Genomic DNA, 18,758 nt, shown 5'->3' with positions numbered 1-18,758 from the left:
GGATCTTGCCGGCCAGTTCCTCGGGGTCGAAGTCGGGCGGCAGGGACGGGACCATCGCTGCCCAGCCGGCCGCCGGGTACTCCCAGCTGATGACGGCCTCCAGGGGCTCGCCGCTCAGTCCGGCCTGCCGGACGGCCCCGAGGCGCTGGACAGGCAGTTTTCCACAGGGTTTTCCACAGGCCGGGCGGGGTGTCGGTGGTGCCGCCTATCGTTTCGGCATGACCCCTGCTCTGATCGGGCGTGACCACCCCGCAGGCGTCCTCCGTGCCGAGATCGGCCGGGCGACGGACAGCCACGGGGGCCTCGTGCTGGTCACCGGCGAAGCCGGTATCGGCAAGACGACCCTGGTCACCGAGGCGGCCGACGAAGCCCGCCGGCGCGGGGCACTGGTCCTCGGCGGATCCTGCTGGGACTCCGACAGCGCCCCCGGCTACTGGCCCTGGGTGCAGGTGGTGCGCGGCCTGCGGCGGGGCTGCCCGGCAGGCGAGTGGGCCGAGGCCGAGAAGGCCGCCGGAGGCCGGCTCGGCGTGCTGCTCGGGGAGTCCCCAGGCGAGCCCGAGACCGGCGGCGACGGCTTCCCGGTGTACGACGCGGTGACGACCGCCCTGGTCACCGTCTCCCAGCACCGCCCCCTCGTCGTCGTGCTGGACGATCTGCACTGGGCGGACCCGGCGACCTTGCGACTGCTGGAGTTCGCGGCGCAGCACGCGTGGTTCGAGCGTCTCCTGCTGATCGGCACCTACCGGGACGCGGAGGTGGAGGCGGCCGAGCACCCCCTGCAGGCGCTGATCCTGCCCCTGGCGGCACGTGCCGCCGCCACCGTGACCCTCACCGGCCTGGAGCGCGACGAGGTGGGCGCGCTGATCGCGCTCACCGCCGGCACCGAGCCGGATCCCGCACTGGTGGACGAGGTCCACCGCCGGACGGGCGGCAATCCGTTCTTCGTCGAGCAGACCGCACGCATCTGGCACAGCGGCCATCCGGTGACCACGATCGCCCCCGGCGTGCGCGAGGCGGTGAGACGGCGTCTGGCCCTGCTGCCGGACCCGGTCGGTGAGCTGCTCGCCGTCGCCGCCGTGCTGGGCCGCCGGTTCCACCGCAAGGTGCTGGCGGCCACCGCCTCCGCGCCCGTGCCCCATGTCGACCGGCTGCTGGCGCGGGCCGTCGCCGCCCGGCTGGTGACCCCGCGCACGGGCGGTGGCTACGCCTTCGCCCACGACCTGGTGCGCGAGACGCTCTACGAGGCGCTGGAGGCGTCCGGCAGCCGCCGTCTGCACGCGCGCGCCGTACAAGTCCTCACCGGTCCGCCCGAGCCGGGTGTGCGGGCCCTGCCCGCCGACATCGCCCGTCACGCCCATCTCGCCGGCGACGAGCTCGACCGTGACCTGCGGGTGGACCTGCTGCTCGCCGCCGCCCGCGACGCCTCCGGACGGCTCGCCGGGGAGGAGGCCACGGGCCACTACCGCCGCGCCCTCGACGCGGCGGGGCCCGACACCCGGCGGGCCGCGCTGATCCACCTGGATCTCGGCAGCCAGCTGAGCCACGACGGCGACGAGAGGGGCGCGTGGGCCAGCTTCGACCGCGCGGCCGACCTCGCCGAGGAACTGGCCGCACCCGAACTGCTCGCCAGGGTCGCCATCACCCTCCACGGCCACGCGGAGGTCCCCGGCAGACGGCAGCTGCGCCGCACCGAGGTCATGCTGCGCGACGCCTACCGCGCCCTGGTCGACCGCGGCAGCGAGGAGCTCGCCGGGCTCTCCTACGAGCAGATCGCCCAGGACCTGGCCGTGCGCTGCACCGCCCTCGCGCGCAGCGAGGGCGACGACGACGCGCTGTCGTTCTCCCTGTGGGCGCGCCACGACGCGATCTGGGGCATCGGCACCTCCGCCGAACGGGTCGACCTGACGGACGAGATGGCCGAGGTCGCCCGGCGCACGGACAACCGCGAGATGGAGCTCCACGCCATGGCGATGCGCTGGGTCTCCCTGCTGGAGCTCGGCGATCCCGCCTATCTGACGCAGATGCAGACCTTCGTCGCCCTGGCCGAGCGGATGGGCACGCGCCGCTTCGAACTGGCCATGGTCGTCGACCGCTCCCTGATCGCGGCACTGGGCGGCCGCTTCGAGGAGGCGAGGACGCTGCTGGACAGCGTGATCGACCACCGCGACGGGCATGTGACCTTCTCCTTCATGGCCGCGCACATGGACTGGGCGCTGAAGCTGCTCTCCGGCCGGCTGGACGAGGCGCTGGCCGTGGTCGCGACCCTGGAGGAGGCCGGACACCCCTACCCGCGGCTGCTGGAGGGGATCACCGCGGTGGAGCGGGGGGACGTCGCACGGGCGCAGCGGCTGACGGCCGGGCTGGAGGCGATGCCGGAGCCGATGGTGCGTGCCTTCGCGCCGCTGCTGGTCCGGTTGCGTGCCCAGACGGCCGCCGCGGCCCGCGACCTGCCGGCCGTCGCCCGGCTCCGGACCCTGCTGGAGCCCTACGCGGGTCAGTGGGTCGTCTCCCTCTACGGATGCGACATCGCCGGCCCCGTCGACCTGTGGCGCGGCGTACTGGAGGCGGCGGAGGGCCGCACCGAGGAGGCCGTCGCCGCCCTGACGGCCGCCGCCGCGTCGGCCGACCGGCTCCAGGCGCCGCCCTGGGCACTGCGGGCCCGGGTGGCACTCGCCGGCGTACTGGAGGCGTCGGGGGATCCGGCGGCCCTGGCGCTGCGGGCCCGGGTGGACCACGAAGCGCGGGAGCTCGGGCTGACGCATCTGCTCACCCCGCCGCACGGCGCACGGCCCCCGGCGTCCGGCCCGGCCGCGACGTCGTCGGCACCGGGGGCGGCTCCGGCAGCGGCCCCGGCATCGGCGCCGGCGGGTGAGCCGGGGGCACCCGCCGGCGAGTTCCGGAGGGACGGAGCCGTATGGGCGCTGTCCTACGCGGGGCGGGCCGTGCACGTGCCGGACGCCAAGGGGCTGCGTGACCTGCACACCCTGCTGAGGCACCCGGGGGACGACCTGCCGGCAGTGTCGCTGCTGGCTCCCCAGGGCGGGGCGGAGGTGGTCGCCGCGCGCAGCCTGGGCGGCGACCCGCTGCTCGACGAGGAGGCCAAGGCCCGCTACCGGCGGCGGCTGGACCGGCTGGATGAGGAGATCGACCGTGCCGCGGTCCGCGGCGACTCCGCACGCGCCGCCGAGCACGAGCGCGAACGGACGGCGCTGCTGGAGCAGTTGCGTTCGGCCGCGGGGCTGGGAGGGCGCACCCGGCGTCTGGGCGACGAGGCGGAGCGCGCCCGGAAGACGGTCACCGCCCGGATCCGGGACACCCTCCGCAGACTCGACGGCCTCCACCCCGAACTCGCCTCCCACCTGCGGGAGTCGGTCACCACCGGCGCCTCGTGCGCCTACCGGCCGGCGCGCCCCGTCGGCTGGCGACTGTGACCGGCAGGACGACGGGACGCGGGCGGGCCACCGCGCACGGACGGCGCGGATGGACGGCGCGGATGGGCGGCGCGGGCGGGTGTTGCACCGGGGCGGCCCGGGTGCGCTGCGCGGGCGATCGGCGCGCAGGGGCGGCGTGCGGGGCCGACTCGCAGGGCCGACTCGCGTGGTCGGCCGCGCGCAGGATCGGCGCGGGGGGCCAGGGCCGTGAGGGTGCGTCCGCCGCCCCGGGGCGCTCGGCTCCGAAGCGGCGGACGCCCGGCGGCCCGTGACGGCGCCGCGGGGTCAACCCCTGCGCGGGCGGCGCCTCACTTGCGGTTGTAGAGCCGCATGGTGACCGTCCCGAAGACGACCATCAGCACGGCCGACCAGCCCAGCGACCAGGCGATGTCCGCCGCCGGCCAGTTCCCCGCCATCAACTCCCGCACGGCGGTCGCCACATGGGTGACGGGGCTGTTGTTCACGAAGGCCTGGAGCCATCCCGGCATCGTCTCCGGGCTGACGAAGACATTGCTGAGGAACGTCAGAGGGAAGATGACCATCATGCTGACGCCCATCACCGACTTCTCGGTCCGCAGCATCAGGCCGAACATCGTCCAGATCCAGGAGAAGGAGAAGGCGAAGACCATCAGCAGCGCGACGCCGAGCAGAATGCCGACCACGCCGCCGTCCGCGCGGTAGCCGATGATCATGCCCACGGCCAGCATCACGACGGAGGCGATCAGGTAGCGCACCACGTCGCCGAGGAGATAGCCGACCATCGGGGACGGCCGCCAGATCGGCAGCGTCCGGAAGCGGTCGAAGACGCCCTTGGAGATGTCGGTGTTGACGGCGACACCGGTGTACATCGTGATCATCACGACGCTCATGGTGAGGATGCCCGGCAGCAGGAACTGGATGTAGTCCGAGACGGAACCGGCGATCGCACCCCCGAAGAGGTACGTGTACATCAGCACCATCATGATCGGGAAGGCGGTGACGTCGAAGAGCTGCTCCGGGACGTGCTTGATCTTGAGCATCGCCCGCCAGCCGAACGTCAGCGACGCCGACAGGGCACTGGGCCGCGGCGGGCGGTCCGTGGAGACCAGCAGGGCCGCGAGGTCCTCGGCCCGCGGGGCCTCCAGCTCGATGTCGCCGAGATTGTCCTTGGTGGTGGTCGCGGTGCTCATGCCGCCTCCCCCTTCGTGTCGGTCAGGGCGAGGAAGACCTCGTCCAGGCTGGGCTGCCCCAGCGAGAAGTTGTCCACGGTGATGCCGTTGCGGGCGAGCTCGGCAAGGGCATGGGCCGCCTGCTCGGCGGCGCCCCGGTCGGTGCTGCCCGAGTTGACGCGGGCGGTCATGGCCACCGGGTCGGCGTCCAGCACCACTTCGGCGCCGAGCGCGGCGGCGAGCACACGCTCCGCCTCGGGCCGCTGCGCCGCCTCCCGCAGCCGCAGATGCACGGCCCCCGAGCCGACGGACGCCTTCAGCTCGCCCTTGGTACCCTCCGCGATCACCTTGCCGTGGTCGATCACGGCGATCCGGGAGGCGAGGTGGTCGGCCTCGTCCAGATACTGCGTCGTCAGCAGGACGGTCGTGCCCTGGGCGACGACGGCCCGCACGATGTCCCAGACCTGGTTGCGGCTGCGCGGATCGAGGCCGGTGGTGGGCTCGTCGAGGAAGAGCAGGTCCGGGGTGTTGAGGATGGAGGCCGCGATGTCGATGCGCCGTCGCATGCCTCCCGAGTAGTTCTTCACCTGCTTCTCGGCGGCCTCGCGCAGGCCGAACGCCTCCAGCAGCTGCGCGGCGCGCTCCCGCGCCGCGTGCTTGGGGTGTCCGAGCAGCCGGGCGAGGAGGATCAGGTTCTCCATGCCGGTGAGGTCCTCGTCGACGGAGGCGTACTGGCCGGTCAGGCTGACCCGGCTGCGGACCGCGTCGGCGTCCTTCTGCACGTCCTTGCCGAACACACGGGCCTCGCCGCCGTCCGGCCTCAGCAGGGTGGCCAGCATCCGCACCGTGGTCGTCTTGCCCGCGCCGTTGGGACCGAGGACTCCGTAGACCGTGCCGGCGGCCACCCGCAGGTCGACGCCGTCCACGGCCCGGTTGTCACCGAAGACCTTCACCAGGCCGGAGGTCTCGATTGCCAGATCAGTACTCATCGTCAGTCCTTCGGTTCCTTTTCGTCGTCAAGTGGAGACCGCACCGGGCGCGGGAAGTCATCGGTCGTGGGGCCGTCCGTCGTGTGGCCGCCCGTCGTGGGGCCGTCGCGGGACGCGGCCGCCGGGGGACAGCGGCCGTCAAAAGGTGTAGGGGCGCGCGGCACGTGCGTCGCGCAGGGCCAGGCCCCACCAGCACAGCTGGTCGAGCAGGAGGGCCGCCGCCCGGGACCGGCCGTCCAGTCCCTCGTCGAGCAGGTCGACGTCCACGCCGTTGCGCAGGGTGACGGTGTGGAGCTCGGTGAAGACCGAGCGCAGCTGCTCCACCGCGTAGAGCCCCCGGGATCCGTGGCCGTAGCTGACGAAGCCGACCGGCTTGGTGTGCCACTCGTCGTAGGCGTAGTCGATGGCCTGCTTGAGCGAGGCGGGGAAGGAGCGGTTGTACTCGGGGGTCACCACCACGAAGGCGTCTGCCCGGCCGACCTCCCCGACGAAGTCGCGTATCTGCGGGGTGGGGGCGCCGGGGTGGCGGGCCGGGAAATCGAACTCGGCCAGGTCGACGAGGGAAGGGACCAGATCGGACCGCCGGGCGGCGCACTCCAGGAACCAGTGGCCGATCGTCGCGCCGACGCGCCCCTCGCGCGTACTGCCGATGATCACGGCGACGCGCAGTGGTGACTCGTCCTCGTGCTGCTCCCGCATGGTGCCTCCCTCCTCGGTGCCGGGCCGTCACCGAGAAGGCGCGAGACAGCATCGCGCGGCCGCCAGATCAGGTCCGGCGGCCGCGCGACGGCCGAGGGCGGCCGTACCCCATCCCGGCCGGCTCACTCCCGCACGTAGAACGCGTAGAACATGGCGGCCCCCAGCGTCACCCCGCATGCCAGGCCGATTCCGGCGGAGCGCAGCACGCTGCCGCCCGCCAGGCTGGTCAGGAAGCCGACGGTCGCCCCGGCGAGGGCCCCGTACGCCGCCGCCCGCAGCTCGCGCGGCAGGCGGTGCTGGATGCGGCCCAGCCCGAAGGCGAGTGCGCCCAGGACGATCGCGCAGACGATGCCGACGAGCCACTGGGCGCCGTCCGCGATCCCGCCGTCCTGGAAGCGGAGGAGGGAGGCGGCCCAGATGCCGGCCGTCAGCGCGAGAACGGCGGGCAGGAGGAAACCGAGCGGACTGTGGTGCTGCCGTTCCGTGGTGCCGTGCCGCCGCCGTCCGTGCGGCATCGCTGCTTGAGTGGCCATGGCGCCAAGCTCCTTCCCTCTCACCCCCGCCCGTCCTCATCCCAGGGCACACCCGTCCGGGCCGGCGGGCAACTCCGCACGGAGGCGGGTCCGCCCCGTGTCCCGCCCCGCCCGGGCCGCGGCCGCCCGCCCCGGGCGGCGAGATGCGGGCGCGTGTCGCCGGAATCCGGAGCCGGGGCGGGTACAGGCGCAACGATCTCGTCGGGCCCGGCGTCCTCGGGACCGGGACCGCACCGACGCGGTCCGGACCTCAGCGGCGCGGACGACGGGACGCGGAGCGCGGCGACGAGCCCGCACCGGGGCCGGTCCCCGGCCCCGACACCGGAGTGGAGAGCGGAGTGCACCCAGCGTCCAGCCCCGTCCCCGGGCCGACGGCGGCCGCGGCGTCCCGACCGGCCCGCGGCCGGGCCGTCGTGTGGGCCGCGGGCCTCCTGCTGGTCCCGCCGACCGCCGTCGTCGCCTGTCGCGCCGCCGACAGGGACGGGATCACCCCCGTGATCCAGCTCCTCGCCTTCCTCCCCTGGCTCCTCGTGCCGGCCGGTCTCGCGCTGCTGCTGGCCCTGCTCGGGCGCCGTCCGCTGCTGGTGGCGTGGGCGGTGGCCGTGCTCGCCGTCACCGGCTGGTACGCCAGGCCCTACGACACGGGCCTCGCCGACCGCCCGCCGGGCCCGGTCGTGGCCCGGGTCGACGTCCTCACGGCGAACGTGCAGTACGGCTGGGCGACCGAGGCGCTGATCGAGGCCGTGCGCCGCGAACGGCCCGGGATCGTCTTCGTGCAGGAGTGTCCGCGCAGCTGTGTCCTCGCCCTGGCCCGGGGGGTGCCCCGCGCCGACTACCCGCACCGGCTGGCCGCGGGCGGCGAAGGAGCCGCCGGATCCGCGCTGCTCAGCAGGTACCCGCTGGAACCCGCCGACGGCGTGTCCTCGGCGCTCGCCATGCCCGGCGCGACCGCGGACGTCGAGGGCCGCCCGGTGGACCTGCAGCTCGCCCACCCGCTGCCGCCGGTGCCCTCCGCCGTCGGCGACTGGCGCCGGGAACTCGGCCGGCTGGGCACCTGGGCCGCCTCCCACCGGGACCGGCCCGCCCTGATCGCCGGCGACTTCAACGCCACCGGTGACCATGCCGCCTTCCGCCGGATCCTGGACCGGGGCGGTCTGCGCGACGGCGCGGCGCTCGCCGGCGCGGCCCGCACCCCGTCCTGGCCCGCGCGGCTGCCCCGTCCGCTGGGCGCGCAGATCGACCATGTGCTGGTCGGCGACGCGTTCTCGGTGCGCTCCGCGCGCTTCCTCGACCTTTCCGGCACGGACCACCGCGCGCTGCTGGTCTCCCTCGAACTGCACGGCATGCGCTGACGAGGCGCACGACGTGCGCCGACCGGGCCACGGGGTCAGAGTGAGGAGGCGGAAGGACCGGGGGCGGCCTGTTGGGAGGCATGGCGGATGCGTGCTGTCACGGTCAGCGCCCGGGGCGCCGAGCCGGAGCTCGTCCAGTTGCCCAAACCCGAGCCGGGCGAGGGCGAGATCGTCGTGAAGGTGGAGTACGCGGCGCTCAACCCGGCCGACTGGCAGACCGCCGGGGCCGTGGAGCCGCCCGCCGACTGGCAGACCGCCGGGGCCGTGGAGCCGCCCGCCGACGGCCCGACCGCCCCGCCCGCCTTCCCCCGGGTGATCGGGACGGACTTCGCGGGCCGGGTCGACGTCGTCGGCCCCGGCGACAACCGCTTCCGGGTCGGCGACGCCGTCTTCGGCCTGGCCGTGCGGCCCGTGCACGCCGGCAGCTACGCCGAGTACGTCTCGGTGCACCAGGACGGTCCCGTCGCCCTCGTCCCCGAGGGTCTCGCCCTGCGGTCGGCCGCCGTGCTGCCCACCGCGGGGACGACGGCCGACCAGATCCTCGCCGCCGTCCGTGTGCCGCCGGGCGGGACCTTGCTGGTCGTCGGTGCGGCCGGCGGCGTCGGAAGCTGTCTCACCCGGCTCGCGGCGGCGCGGGGCGTCGAGGTCGTCGCCGTCGTCCGCGGCGACGAACGGAAGCGGATGGGCGACCTCGGCGCGGGAATCACCGTCGACGCCACCACCGGGAGCGTGACCGACGCGGTGCGCAGGGCGTGCCCGGAGGGGGTGGACGGCGTCGCCGACCTGGTCTCGGACACGGAGGACGGCTTCGCCCGGTACGCGGCACACGCCCGGCCCGGCTCCGTCGCCGTCGCCACCCGGCGGGGCGCGGGGCTGCGGGCGCTCCCCGGCGGCGTGCAGAGCGTGGCGTTCCGGATGAAGCCCACGGCCGCGCAGCTCGAAGCACTGGCCGCGGCGGCCGCCGACGGCGGGCTGGACATGCCGTTCGACGCCGAACTCCCGCTGGAGAAGGCGCCGGACGCCCTCGCCCAGAACCGCGCGGGCGGCGCCCGTGGCAAGACCGTCTTCGTCCTGAGAGGTGTGTGAGAGCGGAAGCGGCAGGGCCGACCCGGCGCCGGAGCGTCACGGCACCTGCCGACCACGAAGGGACCGGCATGGACGACGAGCAGATCATCGACGACATCGGCGACCTCGTGGAGGAGGAACGCGCCCTGCGCGGCGAGGCCCTGCGCCAGGGCGGCCTCGACGCCGGGCAGCGGGCCCGGCTGAGGGAGCTGGAGATCCGTCTCGACCAGTGCTGGGACCTGCTGCGCAGGCGCCGGGCCGCCTCCGAGTTCGGCGGCGACCCCGACACGGCACGCGTGCAGCCCGCCGACGAGGTCGAGGGCTACGAGAGCTGACGGCCCGCACCGGGCGGCGCGGGTGCCGGGCCGGTCGCGACACGGCACCGCCCCGCGCTTGCGCCGGACGGCCCCGGCGGGGTGGGGTGGCGGTCATGACGGAACGTGAGGCATCGCCGTCCGGGGGCGGCGGGCGGCGACCGGGGCTGCTGAGCCCGCCCGCCTGGCTCGTCCACGGCCTGCGCCCGCAGGACGCGCCGGTCCCGTGGGCCGCCGTCGTCCGCGCCTCCGTCGCCCTGGCGGCCCCGCTGGCCGTGGGGATCGCCGCGGGACAGCCCGCGTACGGTGCGCTGGCGTCCATGGGCGCCCTCTCCGGTGTCATCGGCGACACCGCCGACGCCTACCGGATGCGGCTGCTGAACATCGCCGTGCCGCAGGTGTTCGGCGCCGTCGGGGTCACGCTCGGCACGCTGGTGTTCGGGCACGGCTGGGTCGCGGTCGGGGTGCTCACCGTCGTCGCGCTGGTCTCCGGGATGATCTCCTCGATCGGGGCGGTCGCCTCGGTGTCCGGTCTGCTCCTCCTGCTGAACGCCGTGGTCGGGGCGGGCCTGCCGATGCCCGATCCGTGGTGGAAGGCCCCCGCCCTGCTGGCCGTCGGGGGGCTCTTCGTGCTCGCGCTGACCCTGCTGGGCTGGCCGTTCCGGCGCAGGGCACCGGAGCAGGCGGCCGTCGCCGCCGCCTACCGCAGCGTCGCCGACCTCTTCGCGGTCGCCGGCACCCGGGACACCGCCGCGTACGACGCGCGCCGTCACGCCGTCACCGGATCGCTGGACGCGTCGTACGACGTGATCCTCGGCCGCCGGGCCCGCGACCACGGACGGCGCGGACCGATGGTGCGGCTGCTCGCCCAGCTGAACGCCCTGATCCCGCTCGTGGAGTCGGTCGCCGCCGCCCACCGCTACGGGAGGGCGTCACGGCGTCCCGAGATCGCGGCCGCCGTCCGCGCCCTCGCCGACTCCGTCTCCTCCGGCCGGCGCACCGCGCCCGAACTGGTGCTGCCCGAGCCGGAGGGCCCCGCCGACCGCGCGGTCGACCGCGCCCTGCGCCATGCGTCCGCGGTGGTCCACGAGCCGGACCTGGAGGTGGGGCGCGGCGACGACCGGCTGGGCAGGCCCGCCGCGCTGCGGGTGCGGCTGCGGCGCACGGCCCGCAGCGCACTGACGTCCGAGCAGTCCTGGCGGTACGGGCTGCGGCTCGCGCTGTGCATCGGGCTGGCGCAGTCGTTCGTGTCCCTGGTGCCCGTGAGCCGTTCCTACTGGGTCGCGCTCACCGTCACCTTCGTCCTCAAGCCGGACTTCGGCTCGGTCTTCTCCCGTGCGGTGCTCCGGGCGCTCGGCACGGCCGCGGGGCTGCTCGTGGCCGCCGCGGTGCTGTCCGCCGTGCCCCGGGGGTGGGCCGACGTGCCGGTGATGATGGTCCTCGCCGCGCTGATCCCCGCGTTCTCCGCGAAGGGCTTCGTCTTCCAGACGGCGGCGGTCACACCGGTGATCCTGCTGCTGTCGGACGTGCTCAACCACCAGGGTTTCCATCTGGTGCTGCCGCGGCTGCTGGACAGCCTCATCGGCTGCACGATCGTGCTGGTCGCCGGGTACGTGCTGTGGCCGGAGAGCTGGCACACCCGGATCGGCGACCGTCTGGCGGACGCGGTGGAGGAGACGGCGCGCTACGTGGAGGGCGCGTTCGGCGGCGTCGAGCACGCGGAACGCGTACGCCGGCGGCGCAAGCTCTACCGGGATCTGTCGTCGGTGCGTTCGGAGTTCCAGCGCGCCCTGACCGAGCCGCCGCCGACCGGCACCCGGGCCGCCGCCTGGTGGCCGCTGGTGGTCGCCGTGGAGCGCATCGTCGACGCGACGACCGCCGCCCGGGTGCGCGTGGACCACGGGGCCGCGCCGCCCGGCGACGAGGAGGTCGCCGACATCGAACGGCAGGTGTGGGCCCTGGCGGCCGGTCTGCGCTCCAGCGTGGTGCTGGTGGAGGTGCGCGCCGATCTGAGCGGCGACGAGGAGGGCGTGCTGGAGCCGCTGCGGCAGGAGGTGCGGGCGGCACGCGCCATCGCGTCCCCCGCGGAGCCCGCGTGAGAGCACCCGGCCCGGAGCGGGCGCTGCCCGGGCCCGGTGCGCAGACGCGTGAGAGCACCCGGCGCGGAGACGGCCGGGCCGGTGCCGGTCGGCGCGGGGAAGGCCGAACGCCCCGGCGCCGGACCCCGCGAGACCCGGTGACGGTGCCGGTGCGCGCCGAGCCGCCCGGCAGGGCGCGCGTCAGTCCCTGGGCCGGGCGCCGTGCAGGCGCTCCAGCTCGCGGCGGTCCCGCTTGGTCGGGCGCCCCGCGCCCCGGTCCCGTACGGCCGCCGGGGCGGTGAACTCCCGCGGCGGGGGCGGCGGGCTGTTGTCGACGTAGGCCTGGGCGGCCGCCGGGGGGCCGACCCGCTTGCGCAGGATCTGCGCGATGACGACGATCCGCTCGCGCCCCGCGTGGAAGACCCGCACCTGGTCGCCGACGCGCACCGGCTGGGCGGGCTTGACCCGCTCGCCGTTGACCCGCACATGGCCCGCCCGGCAGGCGGCCGACGCCTGCGAGCGGGTCTTGGTCAGCCGCGCCGACCAGACCCAGACGTCGACCCGTACCGTGCCCGCGTCCGATGCTTCTCCAGCCATGCCACCGACTCTACGACGTCCGGCGGTCACGCCCCCGGGACCGGGACGTCGCGGGGCGGGGGCGGCCCGGCCGCGACCGGTACCCCACCCCCTCACCACAGCGCACCCGTCCGACTACGATGCGCACCGTCTCCCTCTGTGGAGGCTTCTCCTCCGCAAGCGGGCGTCCCGTTGGCATGCCCGCACACTCCGCGCGGCAACAGGGCATTTCGGAGCTATCCATGCGCAGCAGCTCGGGCAGAGGTCTTCGGCCCGGTGTCCTCGGGACCTTCGACACCGTGGTGATGGCCGTCGCGGGGACCGCCCCCGCCTACTCGATCGCGGCCGCGACCGCCGTCCTCGCCGGGGCGGTGGGCGTCGCGGGTCCGGCGGCGCTGCTGTACTGCGTCCTGCCGATGCTGGGCATCGTCCTCGCCTTCGGCCGGCTCGGCCGGCTGGACGTCAGCGCCGGCGCCGCGTACGCGTGGGTGGGGCGAACGCTCCACCCGTTCCTCGGATTCCTGTCCGGCTGGGCGCTGGTGGTGTCCACCACCCTGTTCATGGTGGCCGGTTCGCTGCCCGCGGGCACGATGACCCTGGCGCTCTTCGACCCGGTGCTCGCCGCCGACCGGATGCTCGCGACGGCCGTCGGCGCCGGCTGGTTCCTGCTGATGGTGCTGGTCGTGCTGGGCGGCACCCGGATGACCGTACGCGCGCAACTGCTGCTGTCCGGCGCGGAACTGGCCCTGCTGGCCGTCTTCGTGACCGTCGCACTGGTCCGGGGCGGCGGCGGCGCCTCCTTCGACTGGTCGTGGTTCGGCTTCACGCACTTCGACGGGGTGTCCGGATTCGCGTCGGGCGCGTTGATCGCCACGTTCTGCTTCTGGGGCTGGGACGTCACCAGCAACCTCGGCGAGGAGACACGGGACGGACGGCGCACCGCCGGTCTGGCGGCGCTCATCGGCGTCGGGGTGGTCTTCCTGCTCTTCGAGGCGTTCACGATCGCCGTCCACACGACCCTGACCGCGGAGCAGATCCAGGAATCCGGGTCCCAGGTGCTGAGCACCCTCGGCGAGGCCGTATGGCCGGGCGTGGGAGGCCAGTTGCTGGTGCTGGCGGTTCTGCTGTCCACCGTGGCCACGCTGGAGACGACACTCATCCAGGTCACCCGGTCGCTGTTCGCGATGGGCCGCGACCGGACCATGCCCGCGGCGCTGGGCACGGTGCACCGGCACCGGGGCACGCCCTGGGTGGCGGTGGCGGCCGTCGGCACCGTGGCGCTGGTGCTGTTCGCGGCGTCGACCGTGTTCGGTACCGTCGGGGAGGTACTCTCCGCCGCGGTCGCGGCGATCGGGCTCCAGATCGCGTTCTACTACGGCCTCGCGGGCATCGCCGCCGTGGTGGCGTACCGCAGGACCCTGCTCGGGTCGGTGCGCGAGTTCGTGCTCGGGGGCGTATGGCCGCTGACGGGCGCGCTGTTCATGCTGTGGATCTTCTTCGAGTCGCTGGGCGCGCTGAGCGGGGCGTCGATCGCGATCGGGGTCGGCGGGCTCGCCGCCGGGCTCGTGCCGATGGTCGTCCACCGGCGCGGCAGCTCCTACTACCGGCCGGCACCTCGGCTGGATGCGTCCGCCGGGGCGGACGACGGGGGACGGCCCGGCCCCGCGCACCCGTACGGCCGGGACACGACCCTGGCCACCGACTACTGACCGACACCCTGGCCCCACCACTGACCGACGACCCGCACCTCGCGACGCAGGAAGGAGCCCGCCGTGCCCCGAGCTCCCCGTGCCCCACGTCTGCCCCGGCTGCCGCGACGGCCCCGGCGCCGCCGCCGCTTCGTCCCCGACTTCGATCCCGCCCACGGCGATGCCGAGCTGGCCCGGGCACTGGACGACATCGCCATGGGCCGCTGGCAGGGCATGCGCGAGCTGCTGAGCGGGCCCGAGGAGGACGGGGCGCGGCGCACGCACCGGATCAGGGTCCTCGCCCACGCGGCGGCGGGGTCCTCGGCAACCAGGTTCTGGCAGGCCGCCGAGCCGGACAGCGGCGACGCCGCCGTGCTGCGGGCCGCGACCGAGGTGGTCCGCGTCTTCCACCTGGCCATCGCCGCAGGTCACGGCACGACCCTGGACCGGGCCCGGATCGACGCGGCGGCCCGCACCTGCCTGGACGCCGCGGACAGGCACCCGGACGACCCCATGCCGTGGGTGTCGCTGCTGACGCTCGCCCGGCTCTACGAGGACGGTGTGCCCCGCCGGGACCTGCGCCGCTGGTGGGACGAGATGCGCCGGCGCGACCCGTACAACGTCGAGGGCCATGTGCAGATGCTGCGCTACCACTCCGCGCGATGGCACGGCACGCACGGCCGGATGTACGACTTCGCGCGCGACGCCGCGGGCGCCTCGCCGCCCGGATCGCCGCTGCCCGTCCTGGTGCAGATCGCCCGCGCCGAGGAGTACCGCTACATCGCCGACGGGGCGCAGGGCCGGGTGGTGCGCGGCTTCGACCAGCACTGGAAGCACGAACTGGCGGTCACCGAGATCCGGCGCACCTGGGAACGGTGGATCCTGTGGCGCGCCGACGGCCCGGTGGCGCCGCATCTGATCGCCGAGCTCAACTACCTCGTCCACGCGGCCTGTCTCGCCGGGCTGCTCCAGGAGGCGGCCGGGCTCTTCCGGCTGCTGGAGGGCCGGGCGGCGCATCTGCCGTGGACGTACACCGGGGACGCGGCCGCGCAGTTCACCGCCTGGCGCACCCGGCTGCTCGGCACGCCGTGAACCGGGGCCCGCCGCGCGGGCCCCGGTCCGGCGGGGATCAGACGCCGATGTCGCCGCCGTCCTTGCGGTAGACCGCGACGACCGACGGACGGACGATCCGGCCCGGCCCGTCCGGCCAGGCGCTCGCGGGCTTCTCGACGGAGGCGCCGTCGACCTCGCCCGGGTGCTGGACGGCGACCAGGACCCGCCGCTCCTGGATGACCGGGCCGCAGGTCTCGGCGCCGGTCGGCACCGTCAGGAACTGCTTCAGCTCGCCGCGGCGCTCACCGTGGGTCGCGACGCCGAACAGGCCGTCGTGCGAGCCCAGCGCGTTGCCGTCGGTGGAGAGCCACAGGTTGCCGTGCGGGTCGAAGGCGACGTTGTCCGGGCAGGAGATGGGGCTGACCTTCTCCTTCGGGAAGCCCGCGAAGTACGTCGCGGGGTCGGCCGGGTCGCCCGCGACCAGGAACAGCCGCCAGGCGAACCCGTCGGCCGCGGGGTCGTCCCAGTGCTCCGCGAGCTCCAGCACGTGGCCGTGCTTGTTGGCGTTGCGCGGGTTGGCCTCGTCGGCGCCCGCGTACCCCGCCTTGCCGCGGTTGCTGTTGTTCGTCAGGGCGACGTACACCCGGCCCGTGCGGGGGCTCGGCTCGACGTCCTCGGGGCGGTCCATCTTGGTGGCGCCGACCTTGTCACCGGCGAGGCGGGTGAAGACGTACACCTCCTCGGCGGTCATCCCGGCCACGTGCGAGACGTCCCCGGTGGCCAGCGGGATCCACACACCGGAACCGTCGAACTCCCCGTCGTTCGGCAGCTTGCCGGTGCCGTCGATCTCCGCGGCCGGGCTGTCGCCCGTCAGCTTCGCGACGTACAGCGTGCCCTCGTCGAGCAGCGTGCGGTTGTGGGCGCGGGCGGCGCGACTGCCGCCCTTCATCATCCGCTTGGACGAGACGAACTTGTAGAGGTAGTCGAACCGCTCGTCGTCGCCCATGTAGACGACCGGGCGGCCGTCGTCGGTCAGGCGCGGCTGGGCCGCCTCGTGCTTGAACCGGCCGAGGGCCGTCCGCTTCGCCGGGGTGAAGTCGGGGTCGAACGGGTCGAGTTCCACGACCCAGCCGTGGCGGTGCGACTCGTTCGGCTCCTGCTTGGCGTCGAAGCGCTTGTCGAAACGCTCCCACTTGCGCTCGGTGGCGCCGGTGCCGAGGCCGTAGCGCTTGTCCGTGTCGCTCGACCCGTTGGCGAAGTACTGGTTGAAGTTCTCCTCGCCGTGCAGCGTGGTGCCCCACGGGGTGGTGCCGCCCGCGCAGTTGTTCAGCGTGCCGAGGACCTTGGTGCCGGTCGGGTCGGCGGAGGTGCGCAGCAGGGCGCCGCCCGCGGCCGGGCCGGTCAGCTCGAACTCGCTGGTGGCGGTGAGCCGGCGGTTGAGGGGGTGGCGGGTGACGGGCGTGAGCTTGCCCGAACGATTCTCCTCCTGCACCACGACGACCGAGAGCCCGTGGGCCGCCCAGGCGATCTCCACCTGCTCGCGGGTCGGGTTCGCGGGGTCGTAGCCCTTGAACATCAGGACCTCGTCCGTGTACTCGTGGTTCGCCACGAGCACCTGGCGGCCGCGCTCACCGGGCAGCGGGAGCAGGCTCAGGAAGTCGTTGTTGTAGCCGAACTGCCCGGCCTGGGCCCGCGCCGTCTGCTTGTCCGGGTCGAAGGCGGGGGCGCCGCGGAGGATGGGCTCGCCCCAGCGGATCACGACGTTCTGGGCGTAGCCCTCGGGGACCGTCACCTTGTCGTCCCGGTTCGGGGCGACGGGGGCGAACCGCAGACCGCGGGCGCCGTCGTACCGCTTGGCCTCGAACGCGGTCCCGCCGTGCGCCTCGGCGGGGGATCCGCCCCGGACGACGGCGGCGCCGCCCGCGGTGGCGGCGACGGTCACGACCGCGGCGGCGCGCATCATCGAGCGGCGCGACAGGGCGCCGGCTATGACGTCACCGGCGTACTCGTTGTCGCTGGTGTTCGGGACTTCGTGGAAGCAGGCGTCGCCGCAGCGGTAGCGGCAGGTGAGAGCGGACCGTCCGCCGGCGTGCGGGGTGGTGTTCAACAGCGGCAGCAGTTTGCGCACTTCGTCCTCCTTCGGCGCATCCCGCGCCGACATGGTGTCGGAATGATTCCGGCCGTGACGTTAGGCGCGTCCCTCGGCACGGCGGCGGACGGAGCGTGAACGGACGATGAATGCGGCACGGCCGGGGCGCGGTTGAGCTGTGATGCGGCCCGCCCGGAGCAGTCCGTACGGGCGGACCGCGCGGCTCCCCGGGACGCTTGCGGGTGCCCTCCCGGAAGCCTTTGAGCAGGGCCGCTAACCTTACGTGTCAGCCCTGGCCCATGCGGCCGGGCGGAACGTCTGCAGGAGCGGACAGTCACCGCACCCAACTCATGCGAAAGGCCCCGCCCATGGGTATTCGGAGCTTGCTGCGCAAGGTGTTCGGCCGCGATCGTGGCGGCCTCGGGGAGTCGGCGGCGACCTCCGTTCCGGCTCAGACCGAACGTACGGATCCGGCCACCGGCACGGAGTCGAAGACGGCGACGGTCCCGTCGCAGTCCGCGGCGGACCGCGCGGCGGAGGCGCTCGTCTCGGCGGCGTTCGACAACCCGGCCCCGCGCTACGCCTCCCCCTCGGTCCCGGCCCAGTCGGGCCCCGCGGAGGAGACCGCTTCCGCGGCGAAGCCGGAGGCCGCCACAGCGGACGCCGCCGAGCCGGAGAGCGCCCCCCAGGAGGCCGTCGAGGCGCCCGCCGGCGCGGCGGAGCCCGCCACGGCCGAGGCGCCTGCCGCGGAGGTCACCAGGACCGACGCGCCGGAGGTCGTCGACCCTGCGGCCGACGCCGCCGAGGCCGACGCCCCCGAGGCACCGCTCACCCCCGAGTCGGACGCGCCCCAGCCGCGGACCGAGGCGCCGGAGGCGGGGGCCGCCGCGGATGCCGCGCCCGAGCCGGAGACCGAGGCGGCGCCGGAGGCGGAGGCCGCAGAGGCCGCGGAGCCCGCAGCCGAAGCAACTCCCGGGACCGCGCCTGCGACGGACGCGACCGCCCCCGAGCCGGAGGCCGCCGAAGCGCCCGAGGCCGAGATCACCGAGGCGGAGCCCGCCCCCCAGCCTGAGGCCGAAGCGACTCCCGAGCCCGAGACCGCCCCCGAGCCGGAGGCCACCGAGGCGGAGCCCGCCGCCGAGGTCGAGGCCGCGCCGGAGACGGACGCGACCAGCTCCGAGCCGGAGGCCACCGAGGCGGAGCCCGCCGCCGAGGTCGAGGCCGCGCCGGAGACGGACGCGACCACCTCCGAGCCGGAGGCCCCCGAGGCGGAGCCCGTCGCCGACGCCACCTCCGAGCCGGAGGCCCCCGAGCCGGAGCCCGTCGCCGACGCCACCTCCGAGCCCGAGGCCACCGAGGCGGAGCCCGCCGACGCCGGCGAGCCCGCAGCCGAAGCGACTCCCGAGACGGGGAACGAGGCCGCGCCCGACACGGACGCGACGCCTGAACCGGACGCGACCCCCGACGCCGACACCACCCCCGAGCCCGACGGCGGCCTTGCCGGCGGTGGCAGCGTCGCCTTCCGGCTCGGGGGTGGCTTCCGGCTCCGGGGTGGTGTCGGCCTCCGGGGTGGTGTCGGCCTCCGGCTCGGGGGTGGTGTCGGGCTCGCGCGGGTGAAGTCGCGGGCGCCGCTCGTGGTGGACGCGTACCGGACCGCGGGTGCCGCGCTCAAGAAGGCGCAGCTCACCGGGGCGCGGGCGCGGGTGTACCTGGTGCTGGACCGGTCCGGGTCGATGCGGCCGT

14 protein-coding genes are annotated in these 18,758 nt (G+C 74.9%); 8 read left to right on the top strand and 6 right to left on the bottom strand.

What is annotated here, in order from left to right; translation table 11 throughout:
• Positions 1-218 precede the first annotated feature (218 nt).
• Entirely contained in the window at positions 219-3,431 is a 3,213-nt protein-coding gene (locus EAO77_RS07960) for an ATP-binding protein (protein ID WP_147987338.1), read from the top strand.
• Positions 3,432-3,739: 308 nt separating this feature from the next.
• Here the strand turns inward: EAO77_RS07960 and EAO77_RS07955 are convergent, their stop codons facing one another.
• From EAO77_RS07955 to EAO77_RS07940, 4 genes are all read right to left on the bottom strand, one after another.
• Complete coding sequence (locus EAO77_RS07955; RefSeq protein ID WP_147987337.1) at positions 3,740-4,600, bottom strand: ABC transporter permease; 861 nt, start codon at positions 4,598-4,600, stop codon at positions 3,740-3,742.
• Positions 4,597-5,568: an ATP-binding cassette domain-containing protein gene (locus EAO77_RS07950; protein ID WP_147987336.1), complete on the bottom strand. Its 972-nt coding sequence runs from the start codon at positions 5,566-5,568 to the stop codon at positions 4,597-4,599. Before EAO77_RS07950 ends, EAO77_RS07955 begins: the two co-directional genes overlap by 4 nt.
• Positions 5,569-5,706: 138 nt before the next feature.
• Positions 5,707-6,267: an NADPH-dependent FMN reductase gene (locus tag EAO77_RS07945; protein WP_147987335.1), complete on the bottom strand. Its 561-nt coding sequence runs from the start codon at positions 6,265-6,267 to the stop codon at positions 5,707-5,709.
• A gap of 122 nt (positions 6,268-6,389) precedes the next feature.
• A complete protein-coding gene (locus EAO77_RS07940; protein WP_147987334.1) occupies positions 6,390-6,800 on the bottom strand; it encodes a hypothetical protein in 411 nt (136 codons plus the stop codon).
• A 338-nt stretch (positions 6,801-7,138) separates the two neighbouring features.
• Here EAO77_RS07940 and EAO77_RS07935 point away from each other — a divergent pair, with 338 nt between their 5' ends.
• The 4 genes from EAO77_RS07935 (at position 7,139) to EAO77_RS07920 (ending at position 11,630) form a co-directional block, all read left to right on the top strand.
• Entirely contained in the window at positions 7,139-8,152 is a 1,014-nt protein-coding gene (locus tag EAO77_RS07935; RefSeq protein ID WP_147987333.1) for an endonuclease/exonuclease/phosphatase family protein, read from the top strand.
• Positions 8,153-8,239: 87 nt separating this feature from the next.
• Complete coding sequence (locus tag EAO77_RS07930; RefSeq protein WP_147987332.1) at positions 8,240-9,238, top strand: NADP-dependent oxidoreductase; 999 nt, start codon at positions 8,240-8,242, stop codon at positions 9,236-9,238.
• A gap of 68 nt (positions 9,239-9,306) precedes the next feature.
• The gene (locus EAO77_RS07925) at positions 9,307-9,552 is read left to right on the top strand and encodes a DUF2630 family protein (protein WP_147987331.1); all 246 of its coding nucleotides are present in this window, start codon (positions 9,307-9,309) and stop codon (positions 9,550-9,552) included.
• 95 nt (positions 9,553-9,647) lie between these two features.
• Complete coding sequence (locus EAO77_RS07920) at positions 9,648-11,630, top strand: FUSC family protein (protein ID WP_147987330.1); 1,983 nt, start codon at positions 9,648-9,650, stop codon at positions 11,628-11,630.
• 180 nt (positions 11,631-11,810) lie between these two features.
• Here the strand turns inward: EAO77_RS07920 and EAO77_RS07915 are convergent, their stop codons facing one another.
• Complete coding sequence (locus EAO77_RS07915) at positions 11,811-12,206, bottom strand: RNA-binding S4 domain-containing protein (RefSeq protein ID WP_147987329.1); 396 nt, start codon at positions 12,204-12,206, stop codon at positions 11,811-11,813.
• Between the two features lie 221 nt (positions 12,207-12,427).
• Between EAO77_RS07915 and EAO77_RS07910 the strand changes: the two genes are divergently transcribed.
• A complete protein-coding gene (locus EAO77_RS07910; RefSeq protein WP_147987328.1) occupies positions 12,428-13,894 on the top strand; it encodes an APC family permease in 1,467 nt (488 codons plus the stop codon).
• Positions 13,895-13,957: 63 nt separating this feature from the next.
• On the top strand, positions 13,958-14,965 hold the full coding sequence (locus EAO77_RS07905; RefSeq protein WP_261993837.1) for a hypothetical protein: 1,008 nt from the start codon (positions 13,958-13,960) through the stop codon (positions 14,963-14,965).
• 37 nt (positions 14,966-15,002) lie between these two features.
• On the opposite strand, the gene EAO77_RS07900 is transcribed toward EAO77_RS07905, so the two are convergent.
• Positions 15,003-17,054 (bottom strand): PhoX family protein, encoded by a 2,052-nt coding sequence (locus tag EAO77_RS07900; RefSeq protein WP_147987327.1) that lies wholly within the window; start codon positions 17,052-17,054, stop codon positions 15,003-15,005.
• A 329-nt stretch (positions 17,055-17,383) separates the two neighbouring features.
• Here EAO77_RS07900 and EAO77_RS38500 point away from each other — a divergent pair.
• The coding region (locus EAO77_RS38500) for a hypothetical protein (RefSeq protein ID WP_187283148.1) at positions 17,384-18,758 on the top strand (1,375 nt) is incomplete at its 3' end.

The sequence above is a fragment of the Streptomyces sp. T39 genome (assembly GCF_008042045.1).
In the GTDB taxonomy this organism is placed as follows: domain Bacteria; phylum Actinomycetota; class Actinomycetes; order Streptomycetales; family Streptomycetaceae; genus Streptomyces.
Note: the sequence above shows the minus strand (reverse complement) of the source record. Positions and strands in the feature narration are given on the sequence as shown.